A 16,726-nucleotide genomic window follows, 5' to 3' on the forward strand; every position below is an offset into this window, starting at 1 on the left:
CTCCTCATATACAGGATGGTTAACGGGACTGCCCCACGGCAGTCTCTGGCGGGTGATTCGGACAGGATATCATGGCACGCATTCTTCTGGCGGAAGACGATGACGATATGCGTCGGTTCCTCGTCAAGGCGCTGGAGCGCGCCGGCTACCAGGTCAGCGATTTCGACAACGGCGCCAGCGCCTATGAGCGGCTGCGCGAGGAACCGTTCTCGCTGCTTCTGACCGACATCGTCATGCCGGAGATGGACGGCATCGAATTGGCACGCCGCGCCACCGAGATCGACCCCGACCTCAAGGTCATGTTCATCACCGGTTTCGCCGCCGTCGCGCTGAACCCGGATTCCAAGGCGCCGAAAGACGCCAAGGTTCTGTCCAAGCCCTTCCACCTGCGCGATCTCGTCAACGAGGTCGAGAAGATGCTGCAGGCGGCCTGAGCCACCTTCCGCAAGCCGCCGGCGTCAGTTCCACAGCCGCGGCGAGACGACGTGTTTTTCCTCTTTTCCTGCTATTGACGCGCCGGACCAAAAATGGTGTATGCGCGGCTTCGGATGGGCGTGTAGCTCAGCGGGAGAGCACTGCATTGACATTGCAGGGGTCACAGGTTCAATCCCTGTCACGCCCACCATCCAACCCAGAAATTCGGCCCTTGCATCACGGCGCTCCCGTCTTGGCGCTCACCGGAATGGACGACGGCAGATTCGATCGCGAAACTCGTTTAGACGCCCGCGACGGCACACAGGCTTTTCATCCGCGACATGGCAAGGTCGGGATCGGCCAGCAATCCGGCCTGGTCGGCGAGGCGAAAGACTTCGGCATAATGGCGGATGCCGCGCGCCGACTGCATGCCGCCGACCATCGCGAAATGGTCCTGATGGCCGTTGAGCCAGGCCATGAAGACAATGCCGGCCTTGTAATGTTCGGTCGGCGCCTCGAAGATTTTTCGTGACAGCGGCACGGTCGGCGCCATCAGCGCGTCATAGCCGGCACGATCGCCATCAGCCAGCTTCGCCAGCGCGGCATTGGCAACCGGCGCGATCGCGTCGAAAATGCCGAGCAGTGCGTGCGAGTGCCGCTTGCCGTCTCCGGCGATCAGTTCGGGATAATTGAAGTCGTCGCCGGTGAACATCAACACACCGTCCGGCAGCCGGTTCCTGAGCGCCACCTCCCTGCCGGCGTCCAGCAGCGATATCTTGATGCCTTCGACCTTGCCGGCATGGCGCTCGATGATGGCGACCACCGTATCGAGCGCGGCCTCGAAATCGTCGTTGCCCCAATAGCCCTTCAAGGCCGGGTCGAACATGTCGCCCAGCCAGTGCAGGATGACCTTGCCGGAGGCCTGGCCCAATATGCGGTCGTAAACCAGGGCGTAGTCGTCCGGCCCCTTCGCCACGGCCGCCAGCGCGCGGCTGGCCATCATGATCGCCTTGCCGCCCTGGCCTTCGATGAAAGCGAACTGCTCCTCATAGGCGGCGATCACATCGTCCAGTGTCCTGGCCGACGCCGGCACGAGGTGGTCGGTTCCGGCGCCCGAGGCGAGATCGCCAGCGACGGTCCGCGCCTCCGCGATTGAACGGCGGATCAATTCCTGCGCATTTGTCCAATCGAAGCCCATGCCGCGCTGCGACGTGTCCATCGCCTCGGCGATGCGGAAGCCGAGCCGCCATAGATGATGGCGAAACGCCATTGTTCTGTCCCAGTCGACAACCGGCCGCGACCATGGATCGGTCATATTTAGGGGGTCGGCGACGACATGCGCGGCGGCATAGGCGATCCGCGAAAACCGTGCGCCGATTACCGGTTGGACCGGCCGTCCGGCAAGCGCGTAGCGGGCGCTGCGGTCACCTTCGCCAGGCAAGACAATGTCCATCGATCTCTCCCTTCGCAGCGCCTATTAAATGGAACGTTCCAATAAATCAAGAACCTTTAGGATTCGAAGTGACCCGCCAACCAATGCTGCGTTGCAACACAAGACCCCTTGAATGGCAAACTGTTGGACCACGTATGACCGCGTCGTCTGATTGAGAAAAATCCCGATTGACTCATCCATGGAGCATACATTAGAACGTTCCAATAAATTCGATTGAGAAAACCGGGGAGGATATCTGGATGGCCAGCCGGGCCAAGGCGACGATCTTCGACATTGCCCGCGAGGCGGGCGTGTCCAAATCGACCGTGTCGCTCGTGCTCCAGGGCAGCGGACTGATCCGTCCCGAGACCGCGGTCAAGGTGCGCAAGGCGATCGAGGATGTCGGCTATGTCTACAATCGCGGCGCCGCCAATCTGCGCAAGGCCCATTCCAACGTCATCGGCATGGTCATCAACGATCTCACCAACCCGTTCTTCGCGGAACTGGCGGTGGGCATGGAGCGTGTTTTCCAATCGGCCGGCATCGTGCCCTTCATCGCCAACACGGCCGAAAATCCGGTGCGCCAGGAAGAAGTACTGAAGTCGCTGATGGAACAGGGCGTCGCCGGGCTCATCGTTTCCCCGGCGCGCGGCACCACGCCAGGAGCGTTCCGGCGGCTGGAAATAGCCGGTCTGCCGATTGTCTTCGCCATGCGCCGGCTGCCTGAAAGCCGCATTCCGGTGATTGCTCCCGACAATCATCGCGGCGCCTATCTCGCCACCGCTCATCTCATTGGCAAGGGGCACCGCCGGCTGGCGTTCTTCGGCGGCTCGTCCGACCTGGTGGTCTATCATGAGCGGCTGGGTGGCTTTCGCGAAGCCTGCGAAACGCTCGGCATCGACGCCCGCGACGCGCTCATCATCGAGGGCGAGACCAACCGCAAGGGCGGCATGGCCTGCCTGGAAACGTCGCTCGCAATGGTTGAGCCGCCAACCGCGGCGCTCTGCTTCAACGATGCCGTCGCCTTCGGCGTCATGCTGGCGCTGCGCAAGCGCAGGCTCGAGCCCGGCCCGGATTTCGCCGTCGTCGGCTTCGACGATGTGGTCGAGGCCGAGCACTATATGCCGCCGCTGACCAGCGTCGCGGTGGACTCCGCCGGTCTCGGCGAACGCGCGGCCCACGTCATGATCAAGTTGATCCAGTCGCGCACCACGCGCGCTGAGGACCATATCGGCGCCGTCAATCTCGTGGTCAGGGAAAGCTGCGGCCCAGATCGCCGCACGCGAAACAGGCCTACGGCAACCGGAGCCGCGACATGAGTGTCAAATGGGGGCTGATCGGCGCCAGCACGATCGGCCGGCAATTCATGATCGACGCCATTCGCGCGCAAGCCGATGGCGAGATATCAGCGGTGATGAGTTCCAACCCGGACCGCGCCGCGGCCTATGCAAGGGAAAATGGCATTCCGGCCGCCGTATCGAATCTCGATGCCTTGCTCGGATCCGGTATCGACGCGGTCTACATCTCGACCACCAACGAACTGCATCTCGAACAGGCACTGGCCGCGATCAAGGCGGGAAAACATGTGCTGTGTGAGAAGCCGCTGGCGCTGACCAGCGACGACGCGCGCAGGATGGTCGTTGCGGCCAAGGCCGCGGGCGTCGTGCTTGGAACCAATCATCATCTGCGCAATGCCGGTGCTCACCGCGCCATGCGCGAGGCTGTTACCGCAGGTCGCATCGGCCAGCCGATTGCCGCGCGGGTTTTCCACGCCGTCTACCTGCCCGAAAACCTGCAGGGTTGGCGCGTCGCCAGGCCTGAGGCGGGCGGCGGCGTGGTGCTCGACATCACCGTACACGATGCCGACACGCTGCGCTTCGTGCTTGGCGACGATCCGGTCGAGGTTTCCGCTTTTACGCAATCCGCCGGTATGGCCGGCAGCGGGCTAGAAGACGGCGCCATGTGCATCTGGCGCTTCAAGTCGGGCCTTATCGCGCAATCGCATGAAGGCTTCACCACCAGATTTGCCGATACCGGCTTCGAGGTGCACGGCTCGCAAGGGTCGCTGATCGCCCGCAATGTGATGACGCAAAAGCCGGTGGGCTCAGTCCTTCTGCGCACCGCCAGCGGCGAGGAAGAATTGAGCTTCGACCGCGAGAACCTCTATGTCAGGTCGGTGGACCGGTTCCATGCCGCGATCCGTGGCGATGACCAGCCCTCCGCCACCGGAGAAGACGGCATCTGGTCGCTCGCATCAGCCGAGGCGGCATTGCAATCGGCCAATTCCGGCAGAGTCGTCAAGATCGACCCGAAACTCGGGAGCATGAATTGAGCAAGGTCGTTTCACCGGCGCAGGCAGCCAGCCTGATCAAGGACGGCATGGTCGTCTCGGTGTCCTCGTCGAGCGGCCTCGGCTGTCCGGACGCCGTGCTCGCCGCCATCGGCGAACGCTTCGACAGCGAGGGCCATCCGAAGGACATCACCACGCTACACCCGATCGCCGCCGGCGACATGTATGGCATCAAGGGCATCGATCATCTGGCCAAGCCGGGCCTTTTGAAGCGTACGCTGTGCGGCTCCTATCCGTCCGGCCCCTCCTCCGCCGAGCCGCCGCGGATCTGGAAGATGATCGGCGACAATTCCGTTGCCGCCTATAACGTGCCATCCGGCATCCTGTTCGACATGCACCGCGAAGCCGCCGCCAAGCGGCCGGGCGTGCTGACCAAGGTCGGCCTCGACACTTTTGCCGACCCGCGCCACCAGGGTTGCGCCATGAACGCCGCCGCCGGCGAGCCGATCGTGTCGGTGCAGCAATTCGACGGCGAGGAATGGCTCTATTTCCGCGCTATCGTGCCCCAGGTCTCGATCATCCGCGCCACCACGGCGGACGAGCGCGGCAACCTGACCTATGAGCACGAGGGCGCGTATCTCGGCGGCTTGGAACAGGCGCTCGCCGCCCGCAACAATGGCGGCATCGTCATCGCGCAGGTCAAGCGCGTCGTCGAGAATGGCACGCTGAAGCCGCATGATGTGCGCGTGCCCGGTGTGTTGGTCGACCATATCGTCGTCGCGCCGGACCAGTTGCAGACGACGCTGACGCCTTACGATCCGGCGATTTCTGGTGAAATCTTCCGGCCGCTGTCGAGCTTCCGCAATGCCGAGATGAACGTCCAGAAGGTGATCGCGCGCCGTGTCGCCATGGAGCTCCGCGACGGCATGGCCGTCAACATCGGCTTCGGCATCTCGGCCAACGTGCCGCGCATCCTTCTGGAAGAAGGCCAGCACGGCAAGGTCACCTGGGTGATCGAACAGGGCGCTGTCGGCGGCGTGCCGCTTCTCGACTTCAAGTTCGGCTGCGCCTCCAATGCCGAGGCGATCATGCCCTCGCCGCACCAGTTCATCTATTTCCAGGCCGGCGGTTTCGACGCTTCGCTGCTTTCCTTCCTGCAGATCGACCGCCACGGGTCGGTCAACGTGTCGAAGCTTTCGGCACGGCCGCACGTTACCGCCGGAGCCGGCGGCTTCGTCGACATCACGTCGCGGGCAAAGAAGATCGTCTTTTCCGGCTTCTTCAATGCAGGGGCCAAGCTGTCGCTCGCCAATGGCGGCATCCGCATCGACGCGGAAGGCAAGGTCAAGAAAGTCGTCCAGGAGGTCGAGCACATCTCCTTCTCCGGCAAGCGCGCCGTCGCGCAGGGACAGGACATCACCTACGTCACCGAGCGCTGCGTGATGAAGCTGACATCAGATGGGCTGATGGTGACGGAACTGGCGCCGGGTATCGACCTCGAGCGCGATGTGCTTGGTCAAGCCGAGATCCCGCTCAACGTAGCCAACGACCTCAAGGTGACGCCCGCCGCGCTCTACCAGGATCGGCCGATCGGCCTGTCGCTGAATGGCGGCGCCTCGCTCGGAGGCGCGCATGGCTGAGCGCCTCGTGACCTTCGAGCAGGATGGCGCGATCGGCATCGTCACCTTGCGCCGGCCCGAAAAGTTCAACGCGCTCGACATTCCGATGCTGCGCGCGCTGGAAGCGGCGCTCGATGAGGCGGAAAGCGCCGAGGATGTGCGCGTCGTCCTCATATGCGGCGAAGGCAAGGGTTTTTGCGCCGGCGGCGATGTCGAGGCCTGGGGCGGCATGAGTGCCGCCGATTTCCAGGTGCAATGGGTGCGCTACGGCCACCGTGTCTTCGACCGGCTGGCACGGCTACGCCAGCCGACCATCGCGGTCTTGTCTGGCCATGCGCTCGGCGGCGGGCTCGAACTGGCTGTCGCTTGCGACTTCCGCGTCGCGGAAACGCAGGTGAAACTCGGCTTCCCCGAAACCTCGATCGGCGTCGTCCCCGGCTGGTCCGGCACGCAACGCGCGGTGCGTCGCTTCGGCGCCCAGACGGTGCGTCGCATGGCGCTTGGCGGTGAGATCTTTCTGGCGACGGAAGCGCTTGCGCTGGGTGTCGTCGACCGCGTCGTCGAAACCGGCAAAGCGTCGGATGAAGCCAAGACATGGGCTGAAAAAATCGCCGAACGCGGGCCGCTGGCGACCGAAGCCGCCAAGCTGATGATCGCGGTGGCGGAAGGCGAGGAAAGTGCAGCTGCAACGGAAGCCTTGGCCAGCGGCTTCATAGCGCTAACCAGCGATCTCAAGGCCGGTGTCGGCTCCTTCAAGACCAAGCAGAAGCCCGTGTTTTCGCGTTCCTAGGACAGAGTGGAAATCACATGAATGCACCTCTCAAGATTTCCATGCCTGCCGAGGCCTCTGCGGCCCCCAAGGCATACAAGCTGCTGATCGACGGCAAGCACGTCGATGCCCGCGATGGCCGCATGCTGAAACGCAAGAGCCCCGGTCACGGCTTCACCGTTTCACACTATGCGCAGGCAGGTGCCGCCGAAGTGGAAGCCGCGATGCAGGCGGCGCACAGGGCGTTCGAGACCGGTCCCTGGCCGCGCATGAAGGCGGCCGAGCGTGCCGCGATCCTGCTCAAGACGGCCGACCTGATCGAGGCCCGGCTGGAAGACATAGCGCGGCTCGATGCACTGGAATCCGGCAAGCCGATCGCCCAAGCGCGCGGCGAGATCGGCGGCGCCGTCGACATCTGGCGCTATGCAGCTTCGCTCGCCCGAACGTTGCACGGCGAAAGCTACGCCAATCTCGGCGACGCCATGCTGGGCGTCGTGCTGCGCGAGCCGATCGGTGTCGTCTCGATCATCACGCCGTGGAACTTCCCGTTCCTCATCGTCAGCCAGAAATTGCCTTTCGCGCTCGCAGCCGGCTGCACGGCGGTGGTCAAGCCGAGCGAGATGACCTCGGCCTCGACCTTCCTGCTTGGCGACATCCTGCTCGAAGCCGGCGTTCCCGCGGGCGTCGTCAACATCCTCGCCGGCCTCGGCGCCGATGTCGGCGCGCCGATGGTCAGCCATCCCCTGGTCGAGATGGTTTCGTTCACCGGTTCCACCCGCGTCGGCAAGATGACCATGGCGGCGGCCTCGAATTCCCTGAAGAAGGTCTCGATGGAGCTCGGCGGCAAGAACGGCCAGATCGTGTTCCCCGATGCCGATCTCGAGGCGGCCGCCGACGCGGCGGTGTTCGGCGGCTTCTTCAATGCCGGCGAATGCTGCAATGCCGGCAGCCGGCTGATCGTGCACGAGGCGATCGCCGATGATTTCCTGGCCGCTGTGAAGGCATTGACCGCCAAGGTAACGGTGGGCGATCCGCTCGATGACAGGACCAAGGTCGGCGCGATGATTTCGTCCGACCATCTTGCCAAGGTGACCGATTACGTGGCGGCGGCCGCGAGTGACGGCGGCAGCATCTTCAGCGGCGGTCGGCAGCTCCCCTCCAATGCCGGCCAATATCTCGATCCGACGATCTTGCGCGACGTCACCGAAAACATGGCCGTCGCCCGCGAGGAAGTGTTCGGGCCGGTGCTCTCGGTGCTGACCTTTGAATCGATTGAGAAGGCGTTGCACATCGCCAACAACACGCCCTATGGTCTGTCGGCGGGTGTGTGGAGCGCCAGCATCGACACCTGCATGTCGGTGGCGCGGGGCGTGCGTTCGGGGACGGTCTGGGTGAACACGTTCATGGAAGGTTATCCAGAACTGCCGTTCGGCGGCTATAAGCAATCGGGCTTGGGCCGCGAACTCGGCAAGCGCGCCGTCGAGGACTATACCGAGGAAAAGACAATCCAGTTTCATCGCGGCCAGCGCACCGGTTGGTGGGTCGGCTGAGTTGGGAAGAACCCGGTGGCCTGCCACCGGTCGTGTAATGCAACAAGGGAGGAAGTACATGTTGCGCAAACTGCTTATCGGAACGGCTCTTGCGACAAGCTTTGTGTTCTCGGCCCACGCCGCGGACGTCAAGGAAGTGCAGATGCTGCATTGGTGGACGTCGGGCGGCGAAGCGGCGGCCCTCAACGTGCTCAAGCAGGATCTGGCCAAGGAAGGCTATGCCTGGAAGGACGTGCCGGTGGCCGGCGGCGGCGGCGATGCCGCCATGACCGCGCTGAAGGCGATGGTCGCGGCCGGCAACTATCCGACCGCCTCGCAGATGCTCGGCTACACCGTGCTCGACTATGCCGCGGCCGGCGTCATGGGCGACCTCACCGAGACGGCCAAGAAGGAAGGTTGGGACAAATCGGTTCCGACCGCCCTGCAGAAATTCGCCGTCTATGACGGCAAGTGGGTCGCCGCTCCGGTCAACGTCCACTCCGTCAACTGGCTGTGGATCAACAAGGCGGTGATGGACAAGATCGGCGGCACCGAGCCGAAGACCTTCGACGACTTCGTGGCATTGCTCGACAAGGCCAAGGCGGCCGGTGTCACTCCGCTCGCGCTTGGCGGCCAGAACTGGCAGGAAGCCACCATGTTCGATTCCGTCGTGTTGTCGACCGGCGGGCCGGAATTCTACAAGAAGGCGATGAACGACCTCGACGACGCGTCGCTCAAGTCCGACACGATGAAGAAGTCGTTCGACAACCTTGCCAAGCTCGTCACCTATGTCGATCCGAACTTCTCGGGCCGCGACTGGAACCTCGCCACCGCCATGGTCATCAAGGGCGATGCGCTGGTGCAGGTCATGGGCGACTGGGCCAAGGGCGAGTTCCACGCCGCCAAAAAGACCCCGGGCACCGACTTCCTCTGCTACCGCTTCCCGGGCACCGACGGCTCGGTGATCTACAACTCCGACATGTTCGGCATGTTCAACGTTCCGGAGGACCGCAAGGCCGCCCAGATCGCTCTGGCCACCGCCACTTTGTCGAAGAGCTTCCAGTCGGCCTTCAACGTCGTCAAGGGTTCGGTTCCGGCCCGGACCGACGTGCCAGACACCGACTTCGACGCTTGCGGCAAGAAGGGTATTGCCGACCTGAAGAAGGCCAATGAAGGCGGCACGCTGTTCGGCTCGCTCGCCCAGGGCTACGGCGCGCCTCCGGCGGTCGCCAATGCCTACAAGGACGTCGTCTCCAAATTCGTCCATGGTCAGATCAAGACCTCGGACGAGGCGGTGACCGAACTGGTCAAGGCGATCGACGACGCCAAGTAAGCGCTACGTACGAAAACACCTTCCCCGCTCCGGCGGGGAAGGGTCCCCGGTCCGTGAGGCCGGTCGGCCGGACGCCGACGGGAGGAACCCATGAGCACAGTCGCGACAACCCAGATTAAGCTGACGCCGGAGCATGCCCGCCCGCGCGCCTCTGTGCGCTCGCGCCTGCAGGATGCCTTGCCGAAAATCGTGCTGGCGCCGAGCTTCGCCATCACCATCGTTTTCGTCTACGGCTTCATCCTGTGGACGATCTATCTGTCCTTCACCAACTCCAAGACCTTCCCGTCCTACGCCATAACGGGCGGGCGTGCCTATCAGCGACTGTGGGGCTGGACCTTCGACACCGACCCGCCATCGAGCTGGTACACGTCGATCACAAATATGGGCATTTTCGGTTTTCTCTACATCTTGATCTGCCTGGCGCTCGGCCTGTTCCTGGCCATCCTGCTCGACCAGAAGATCCGCGGCGAAGGCGTTTTGCGCCCCATCTACCTCTACCCGATGGCGCTCTCCTTCATCGTCACCGGCGTCGCCTGGAAATGGTTCCTCGACCCCGGCCTCGGTCTTGAGCAGACGCTGCATCAATGGGGCTGGACGAGCTTCCATTTCGACTGGATCAAGAACAAGGATTTCGTCATCTACACGGTGGTCATTGCCGGCGTCTGGCAGGCTTCCGGCTTCATCATGGCGATGTTCCTGGCCGGCCTGCGCGGCATCGACGGCGAGATCATGAAAGCGGCGCAGATCGACGGCGCCACCACCTTCCAGCTCTATCGCCGCATCGTCATTCCGCTCTTGCGGCCGATCTTCCTGTCGGCCTTCATCGTGCTCGCGCACCTTGCCATCAAATCCTACGATCTGGTGGTGGCTCTGACCAGCGGCGGTCCCGGCGGCTCGGCCTGGCTGCCGTCCAACTTCATGTATGAATACACCTTCAAGCGCAACGAAATGGCCGTCGGTTCGGCAAGTGCGGTGATCATGTTGATGACCATCGTCGCCATCATCGTGCCCTACCTCTATTCGGAACTTAGGGAGAAGTCGCGATGAGCGCCGTCACCGCTCCCGCCCGCCAGGCCAGCCGTGGCGTCAACGTCAAGATCGTCAACCGCATCGTCATCTACGGGCTTCTGGCGCTGTTTGCGCTGTTCTACCTGATGCCGCTATTCGTCATGCTGGTGACCTCGTTCAAGACCATGGACGAGATCCAGAATGGCAACATGCTGGCCCTGCCCACGGCGCCGACCTTCGAGCCCTGGCTGAAGGCCTGGGGCGAGACCTGCGTCGGCCTCACCTGCGCCGGCATCAAGGGTTATTTCTGGAATTCCATCAAGATGGTGGTCCCGGCCGTGCTGATCTCGACCATGCTCGGCGCGCTCAATGGCTACGTGCTGACCAAATGGCGTTTTCGCGGCGCAACCCTGGTGTTCGGGCTGATGCTGTTTGCCTGCTTCATTCCGTTTCAGTCGGTGCTGCTGCCGATGGCGACGATCCTCGGCAGCCTCGGACGGTTCGGTGTGACGCTGCAGAACACGATCGGAACCAGCTTCGGCCTCGGCAATTCGACGGTCAACCTGGTCTTCGTTCATGTCGTCTACGGCATCGGTTTCACCACGCTGTTCTTCCGCAACTATTACGAGGCGTTCCCGAGCGAACTGGTCAAGGCCGCGCAAGTGGACGGCGCTTCCTTCTTTCAGATCTTCCGGCGCATCATGCTGCCGAACTCGATGCCGATCTTCGTCGTCACCGTCATCTACCAGTTCACCAACATCTGGAACGACTTCCTGTTCGCCTCCGCCTATGCCGGCACCGGTGACGCGATGCCGATGACGGTGGCCCTCAACAACGTCGTCAACACCTCGACCGGCGTCGTCGAATACAACGTCAACATGGCGGCGGCGATGATCGCCGCGCTGCCCACCCTTCTCGTCTATGTGCTCGCCGGCCGCTATTTCGTGCGCGGTCTGATGGCCGGCGCGGTCAAAGGATAACCCAATGGCTTTTCTGGAAATTGATGGTCTGAGGAAGCGTTTTGGCCAGGTCGAGATCCTGAAAGGGATTAACCTCGAGCTGGAAAAGGGCGGCTTCCTGGTGCTGGTCGGTCCGTCCGGCTGCGGCAAGTCGACCTTGCTCAACACCATTGCCGGACTGGAGACGATCACCTCTGGCGATATCCGCGTCGATGGTCGCACCATCACCGATCTGCATCCGTCGAAGCGCGACATCGCCATGGTGTTCCAGAGCTACGCGCTCTACCCGAATATGACGGTCGCCGGGAACATCTCCTTCGGCATGGAGATGCGCGGCGTGCCTGCCGACGAACGCCAGAAGGCGATCGACAAGGTGGCCAAGGTGCTGCAGATCGGCCATCTCCTGCAGCGCAAGCCGAGCCAGCTCTCCGGCGGCCAGCGCCAGCGCGTCGCCATGGGCCGGGCACTGGTGCGCGACCCCAAGCTGTTCCTGTTCGACGAGCCGCTGTCCAACCTCGACGCCAAGCTGCGCGTCGACATGCGCATCGAGATCAAGCGCCTGCATGCCACCACCGGCACGACCATCGTCTACGTGACCCACGACCAGATCGAGGCGATGACGCTGGCGACCAAGATCGCCGTCATGCGTGACGGCGAGGTGCAACAGTTCGGCACGCCGGCCGAGATCTACAACAACCCCGCCAACGTCTTCGTCGCCGACTTCATGGGGTCGCCGGCGATGAACCTGATCCCGGCCACCATCGACGGCAACGGCGGCGACCTGGCCGTCGTGCTCGATCGCGAGGCACGCCAGCCGATCACCTTGCCGATGGCCAACGCTCCGGCCGGATTGTCGGCGTTCAAGGGCAAGCCGGTCATCTTCGGCGTTCGCCCGGAGGCGCTCACCGATCCGGAAGGCGCGGAGCGCAACGCCTCGCAAATCGCCACCGCCGATTGCCATATCGAGGTTGTGGAGCCGGCCGGCTCCGACACTTTCGCCGTTACCAATCTCGGCGGCAAGGGCGTGGTGGCGCGGCTGCGCGCCGATGCCAACATCCAGCCGGGCACCAACACGCCGCTCGCCTTCAACCTCACCAAGGCGGTGTTCTTCGATCCGGCGACCGAGAGCCGTATTCGCTGATGCGTGTCGTCCAAAAGTGGATCCGGTTTTGGGGCAACGACATGCATCGAAACAAAAGAACTAAAGCGGGCGGCATGTGTCAATTCAAACGCGGCGCGCTTTAGGCGATGGCAAACCCCGATATCGTCATCATCGGTTCCGGGATCGGCGGCGCCACGATTGCCTCCGGTCTGGCCGGCAGCGGCGCTTCCATCCTGATGCTGGAGCGCGGCGAGCCGTTGCCGTCGACGCCGCACGCGCGCGACACGCGCGCCATCTTCGTTGACGGCCATTACCGGCCGAAGGAAATGTGGCGCGAGGCTGGCGGTGCGTCCTTCAACCCCGGCAATTACTACTATGTCGGCGGCAACTCGAAATTCTTCGGCGCGGTGCTGATCCGCTACCGCAAGGAAGATTTTTCCGACATGGAACACTTTGGCGGCGTCTCGCCCGCGTGGCCGTTCTCTTATGACGAATTCGAGCCCTGGTACTCCAGGGCTGAGCAGGTGTTTCGTGTGCGCGGCGCGCTTGGCGAGGACCCGACCGAGCCGTTCCACTCCATTCCCTATGCCTTCAAGCCGGTGCCTGACGAAGCGCCGATCGCGCGCGCCCGTGCCGAACTCAAGGGGCTGGGCCTGCATCCAGCATCACTGCCGCTCGGCGTCGACATAGAGACATGGCTGAAGGAGGGCAGGACCGGCTGGGACGCCTTCCCGAACACTGGTCAGGGAAAGATGGACGCCCAGACGGCGCCGCTGGCGGCGGCGCTCAAGGACGAGAACATCAAGCTCGAAACCGGCGCCTATGTCGAATATCTCGAGACAGCCCCGGACGGCAAAACCATCTCGGCCGTTCACTATCGCCAGAACGGCGAGCCGAGGAAGGTCGCGCCGAAGCTGGTGATCCTGTCGGCCGGCGCGGTCAATTCAGCCGTCATCCTGCTGCGCTCGCCCTCACCCGGTAATGGCAAGGGAGGCGGCAAGGGCTTGGCCAACCGCTCCGACCAGGTCGGCCGCAACTTCATGAACCACAATTCGAGCGCCATGCTGGCGATCGATCCGCGCCGCAGGAACGATGCCGTCTACCAGAAGACGCTGATGCTGAACGACTACTATCTCTCGGACGGCAAGGGCGGCAAACCGCTCGGCAATGTCCAGCTTCTCGGCAAGATCGACGGCAACATGCTCAAGGCCAATGTGAAGCGGGTGCCGAAATTCGCGCTCGACTTCATGGCCGGCCATGCCGTCGACTGGTACCTGATGTGCGAGGACCTGCCAGATCCCGAAAGCCGCATCATGGTCGACGGCAAGGACATCGTCATGCAATGGCGACGCTCCAACATGCAGTCACTGGAAGGCCTGACCAAGGTGATGCGCGAGAATTTCCGCGCCTGCGGTTATCCCCTCGTGCTGTCGCGCCCTTTCGACAAGCGCACGCCCTCGCACCAGTGCGGCACGGTGAAAATGGGCGACGATCCGGCGACGTCGCCGCTCGATCCGTTCTGCCGCGCCTTCGATCACCGGAACCTCTTCGTCGTCGACGCCAGTTTCCTGCCGAACTCAGCCGCCGTGAACCCGGCGCTGTCGATCGCCGCCCAGGCGTTGCGGGTAGCGGACCACATCCGTAAGAGCGAATTTCAATGATAGGTTCGCGCCGCCCCTCATCCGGCTGGCGGCACCTTCTCCCCGTAAGCGGGGAGAAGACAGCTCGCCGCAACCCCGGCGCTCTTCTTGCCACGCTGGCGATTAGCGAAAGCGGCCGCGACGGCCTCCTTCTCCCCGTCACTATACGGGGAGAAGTGCCCGGCAGGGCGATGAGGGGCGGCGCTAGCATACGGATAGGTATCCAATGACCCGTCCCGCAGCCATCGTCACCGGCGGCGCGCGCGGCATTGGGCTTGCCTGCGCCGAGGCGCTGGCCGATGCCGGCTTCGACATCCTGGTCGCCGATCTTGCCGATAGCCCCGTCAAAGGGCTGACAGAAAATATTATAGAGCGTGGCGCGGCCTTCGCTTACCATCCCTGCGACATCGCTGATCTTTCCGCTCACACCACACTTGTCGACGCTACCCTGCGCGCGTTCGGCCGCATCGATTGCCTGGTCAACAATGCCGGCGTCGGCGCTGCGGAGCGTGGCGACCTGCTGGACCTCAAACCCGACAATTTCGACCGCGCGCTCGGCATCAACCTGCGCGGCACCGTCTTCCTCAGCCAAGCCATCGCCAGGGCGATGCTCCGCCAGCCCGGCGATCATGCAAGATCGATCATCACCATCACCTCGGTCAGCGCGGAGATGGCCTCTCCGGAACGCTCCGAATATTGCATATCGAAAGCCGGGCTTTCCATGTGGGTGAAGAACTTGGCGCTCAGGCTCGCCCCGGAAGATATCGGCGTGTTCGAGCTGCGGCCGGGCATCATCCGCACCGAGATGACGGCAGGCGTGAGCGCCAAATATGACGCGTTGATCGACAGCGGCCTGGTGCCTGCCAAACGCTGGGGCGAAGCCTCCGACATCGGCGCCATGGTGGCCGCACTTGCTGCCGGCAGACTGGGCTTTGCAACCGGCTCGATCATCAATGTCGACGGCGCGCTCTCCGTGCCCCGGCTATGAACGGATGAGACAATGACCGACTACATCATCGTGGGCGCCGGCCCGGCCGGCTGCGTGCTGGCCAACCGGCTGAGCGAGGATCCCTCCAATTCCGTGCTGCTGCTGGAAGCGGGCGGCAAGGACTGGCACCCACTGATCCACATGCCGGCGGGCTTCGCCAAGATGACCAAGGGCATCGCCTCCTGGGGCTGGTCGACCGTGCCGCAGAAGCACATGAAGGATCGCGTCTTCTGGTACACGCAGGCCAAGGTTGTCGGCGGCGGCTCGTCGATCAACGCGCAGATCTACACGCGCGGCAATGCCCGCGACTACGACGCCTGGGAGAAGGAGGAAGGGCTGGCCGGCTGGGGCTATCGCGACGTGCTGCCCTATTTCAAGCGCGCCGAGAACAACCAGCGCTACGCCAACGATTTTCACGGCGACCAGGGACCGCTCGGCGTGTCGAACCCGATTGCGCCGCTGCCGATCTGCGAAGCCTATTTCCGCGCCGGCCAGGAGATGGGCATTCCCTTCAACCCTGATTTCAACGGCGCCAGCCAGGAAGGCGTCGGCTACTACCAACTGACCCAGAAAGACGCCCGGCGCTCCTCCGCTTCGGTCGCCTATTTGAAGCCGATCCGCGATCGCAAGAACCTGACCGTCAGGACCGATGTGCTGGTCACCCGCATCGTCGTCGAGAAGGGCCGTGCCATCGGCGTCGAGATCGTCGACAAGCCGGGCGGCCAGACAACAATCCTGCGCGCCGACCGCGAGGTGATCCTCTCGTCCGGCGCCATCGGCTCGCCGAAGCTGCTGATGCAGTCCGGCATCGGCCCGGCCGACCATCTAAAGTCGGTTGGCGTCACGCCCGTCCACGACCTGCCCGGCGTCGGCTCCAACATGCAGGACCATCTCGACCTGTTCGTCATCGCCGAATGCACCGGCGATCACACCTATGACAATTATGCCAAGCTGCACCGCACCGCCTGGGCCGGCCTGCAATATCTGCTCTTGAAGAACGGACCGGTCGCCTCCAGCTTGTTCGAGACCGGCGGCTTCTGGTACGCCGATCCGACCGCCGCCTCGCCCGACATTCAGTTCCATCTGGGTCTCGGCTCCGGCATCGAGGCCGGCGTCGAGAAGCTGAAAAACCCGGGGGTCACCTTGAACTCGGCCTTCCTGCACCCGCGCTCCCGCGGCACGGTACGCCTGAAAAGCGCTGATCCCGCCGACCATCCGCTGATCGACCCGAACTACTGGTCCGATCCCTATGACCGCGCCATGTCGCTGAAGGGGCTGCGGCTAGCGCGAGAGATCATGCGGCAGAAGGCACTTGTCCCCTACGTGCTGCGCGAGGTGCTGCCGGGTCCGTCGCTCGCCAGCGACGACGAGTTGATCGACTATGCCTGCCGCACGTCCAAGACCGACCACCACCCGGTCGGCACTTGCCGCATGGGCCATGACGAGATGGCGGTGGTGACGCCGGACCTCAGGCTGCGCGGGATAGAAGGCCTGCGCGTCTGCGACGCCTCGGTGATGCCGCGTGTGCCTTCTTCCAACACCAACGCGCCGACCATCATGGTTGGCGAAAAGGGCGCGGATCTGATCCTTGGCCGCGAGCCGCTGGCGCCGGCGGTATTTTCCGGCAATCGCGCTGCTTAGGG

At 63.5% G+C, this 16,726-nt stretch carries 14 protein-coding genes and 1 tRNA gene; 14 read left to right on the top strand and 1 reads right to left on the bottom strand.

Annotation, left to right across the window (positions count from 1 at the left end; genetic code table 11):
* Nucleotides 1-71: 71 nt before the first annotated feature.
* Together cpdR and LB543_RS06890 are read left to right on the top strand one after the other, a co-directional pair.
* The gene (gene cpdR / locus LB543_RS06885) at nt 72-434 is read left to right on the top strand and encodes a cell cycle two-component system response regulator CpdR (RefSeq protein ID WP_006199474.1); all 363 of its coding nucleotides are present in this window, start codon (nt 72-74) and stop codon (nt 432-434) included.
* Between the two features lie 116 nt (nt 435-550).
* A tRNA-Val gene (locus LB543_RS06890) sits at nt 551-625 on the top strand.
* A 90-nt stretch (nt 626-715) separates the two neighbouring features.
* Here LB543_RS06890 and LB543_RS06895 read toward each other — a convergent pair.
* Nucleotides 716-1,867 (bottom strand): dihydrodipicolinate synthase family protein, encoded by a 1,152-nt coding sequence (locus LB543_RS06895; RefSeq protein WP_224613559.1) that lies wholly within the window; start codon nt 1,865-1,867, stop codon nt 716-718.
* A gap of 239 nt (nt 1,868-2,106) precedes the next feature.
* Here LB543_RS06895 and LB543_RS06900 point away from each other — a divergent pair, with 239 nt between their 5' ends.
* From LB543_RS06900 to LB543_RS06955, 12 genes are all read left to right on the top strand, one after another.
* Nucleotides 2,107-3,165 (top strand): LacI family DNA-binding transcriptional regulator, encoded by a 1,059-nt coding sequence (locus tag LB543_RS06900; RefSeq protein ID WP_140756059.1) that lies wholly within the window; start codon nt 2,107-2,109, stop codon nt 3,163-3,165.
* A complete protein-coding gene (locus LB543_RS06905) occupies nt 3,162-4,178 on the top strand; it encodes a Gfo/Idh/MocA family protein (protein WP_224613560.1) in 1,017 nt (338 codons plus the stop codon). The genes LB543_RS06900 and LB543_RS06905 overlap by 4 nt, the downstream gene beginning before the upstream one ends.
* The gene (locus tag LB543_RS06910) at nt 4,175-5,776 is read left to right on the top strand and encodes an acyl CoA:acetate/3-ketoacid CoA transferase (protein ID WP_224613561.1); all 1,602 of its coding nucleotides are present in this window, start codon (nt 4,175-4,177) and stop codon (nt 5,774-5,776) included. The genes LB543_RS06905 and LB543_RS06910 overlap by 4 nt, the downstream gene beginning before the upstream one ends.
* Nucleotides 5,769-6,545, top strand: a complete 777-nt coding sequence (locus LB543_RS06915; RefSeq protein WP_224613562.1) for an enoyl-CoA hydratase/isomerase family protein — start codon at nt 5,769-5,771, stop codon at nt 6,543-6,545. Before LB543_RS06910 ends, LB543_RS06915 begins: the two co-directional genes overlap by 8 nt.
* Before the next feature lie 17 nt (nt 6,546-6,562).
* Nucleotides 6,563-8,074 (top strand): aldehyde dehydrogenase family protein, encoded by a 1,512-nt coding sequence (locus tag LB543_RS06920; RefSeq protein WP_140756067.1) that lies wholly within the window; start codon nt 6,563-6,565, stop codon nt 8,072-8,074.
* A gap of 58 nt (nt 8,075-8,132) precedes the next feature.
* Nucleotides 8,133-9,386: an ABC transporter substrate-binding protein gene (locus LB543_RS06925; protein ID WP_140756069.1), complete on the top strand. Its 1,254-nt coding sequence runs from the start codon at nt 8,133-8,135 to the stop codon at nt 9,384-9,386.
* 90 nt (nt 9,387-9,476) lie between these two features.
* On the top strand, nt 9,477-10,433 hold the full coding sequence (locus LB543_RS06930; protein WP_140756071.1) for a carbohydrate ABC transporter permease: 957 nt from the start codon (nt 9,477-9,479) through the stop codon (nt 10,431-10,433).
* Nucleotides 10,430-11,374 (top strand): carbohydrate ABC transporter permease, encoded by a 945-nt coding sequence (locus LB543_RS06935; protein WP_140756073.1) that lies wholly within the window; start codon nt 10,430-10,432, stop codon nt 11,372-11,374. Before LB543_RS06930 ends, LB543_RS06935 begins: the two co-directional genes overlap by 4 nt.
* Nucleotides 11,375-11,378: 4 nt before the next feature.
* Nucleotides 11,379-12,494 carry an ABC transporter ATP-binding protein gene (locus LB543_RS06940; protein ID WP_140756075.1) on the top strand — a complete coding sequence of 372 codons (1,116 nt, stop codon included), beginning with the start codon at nt 11,379-11,381 and terminating at the stop codon, nt 12,492-12,494.
* A gap of 107 nt (nt 12,495-12,601) precedes the next feature.
* Nucleotides 12,602-14,116, top strand: a complete 1,515-nt coding sequence (locus LB543_RS06945) for an FAD-dependent oxidoreductase (RefSeq protein WP_224613563.1) — start codon at nt 12,602-12,604, stop codon at nt 14,114-14,116.
* A gap of 205 nt (nt 14,117-14,321) precedes the next feature.
* Nucleotides 14,322-15,083, top strand: coding sequence for a 3-ketoacyl-ACP reductase (locus LB543_RS06950; RefSeq protein WP_140810594.1), 762 nt, complete (start codon nt 14,322-14,324; stop codon nt 15,081-15,083).
* 12 nt (nt 15,084-15,095) lie between these two features.
* On the top strand, nt 15,096-16,724 hold the full coding sequence (locus tag LB543_RS06955) for a GMC family oxidoreductase (protein ID WP_224613564.1): 1,629 nt from the start codon (nt 15,096-15,098) through the stop codon (nt 16,722-16,724).
* Nucleotides 16,725-16,726: the final 2 nt, after the last annotated feature.

This window comes from Mesorhizobium sp. ESP7-2 (assembly GCF_020164715.1).
Lineage (GTDB): Bacteria > Pseudomonadota > Alphaproteobacteria > Rhizobiales > Rhizobiaceae > Mesorhizobium.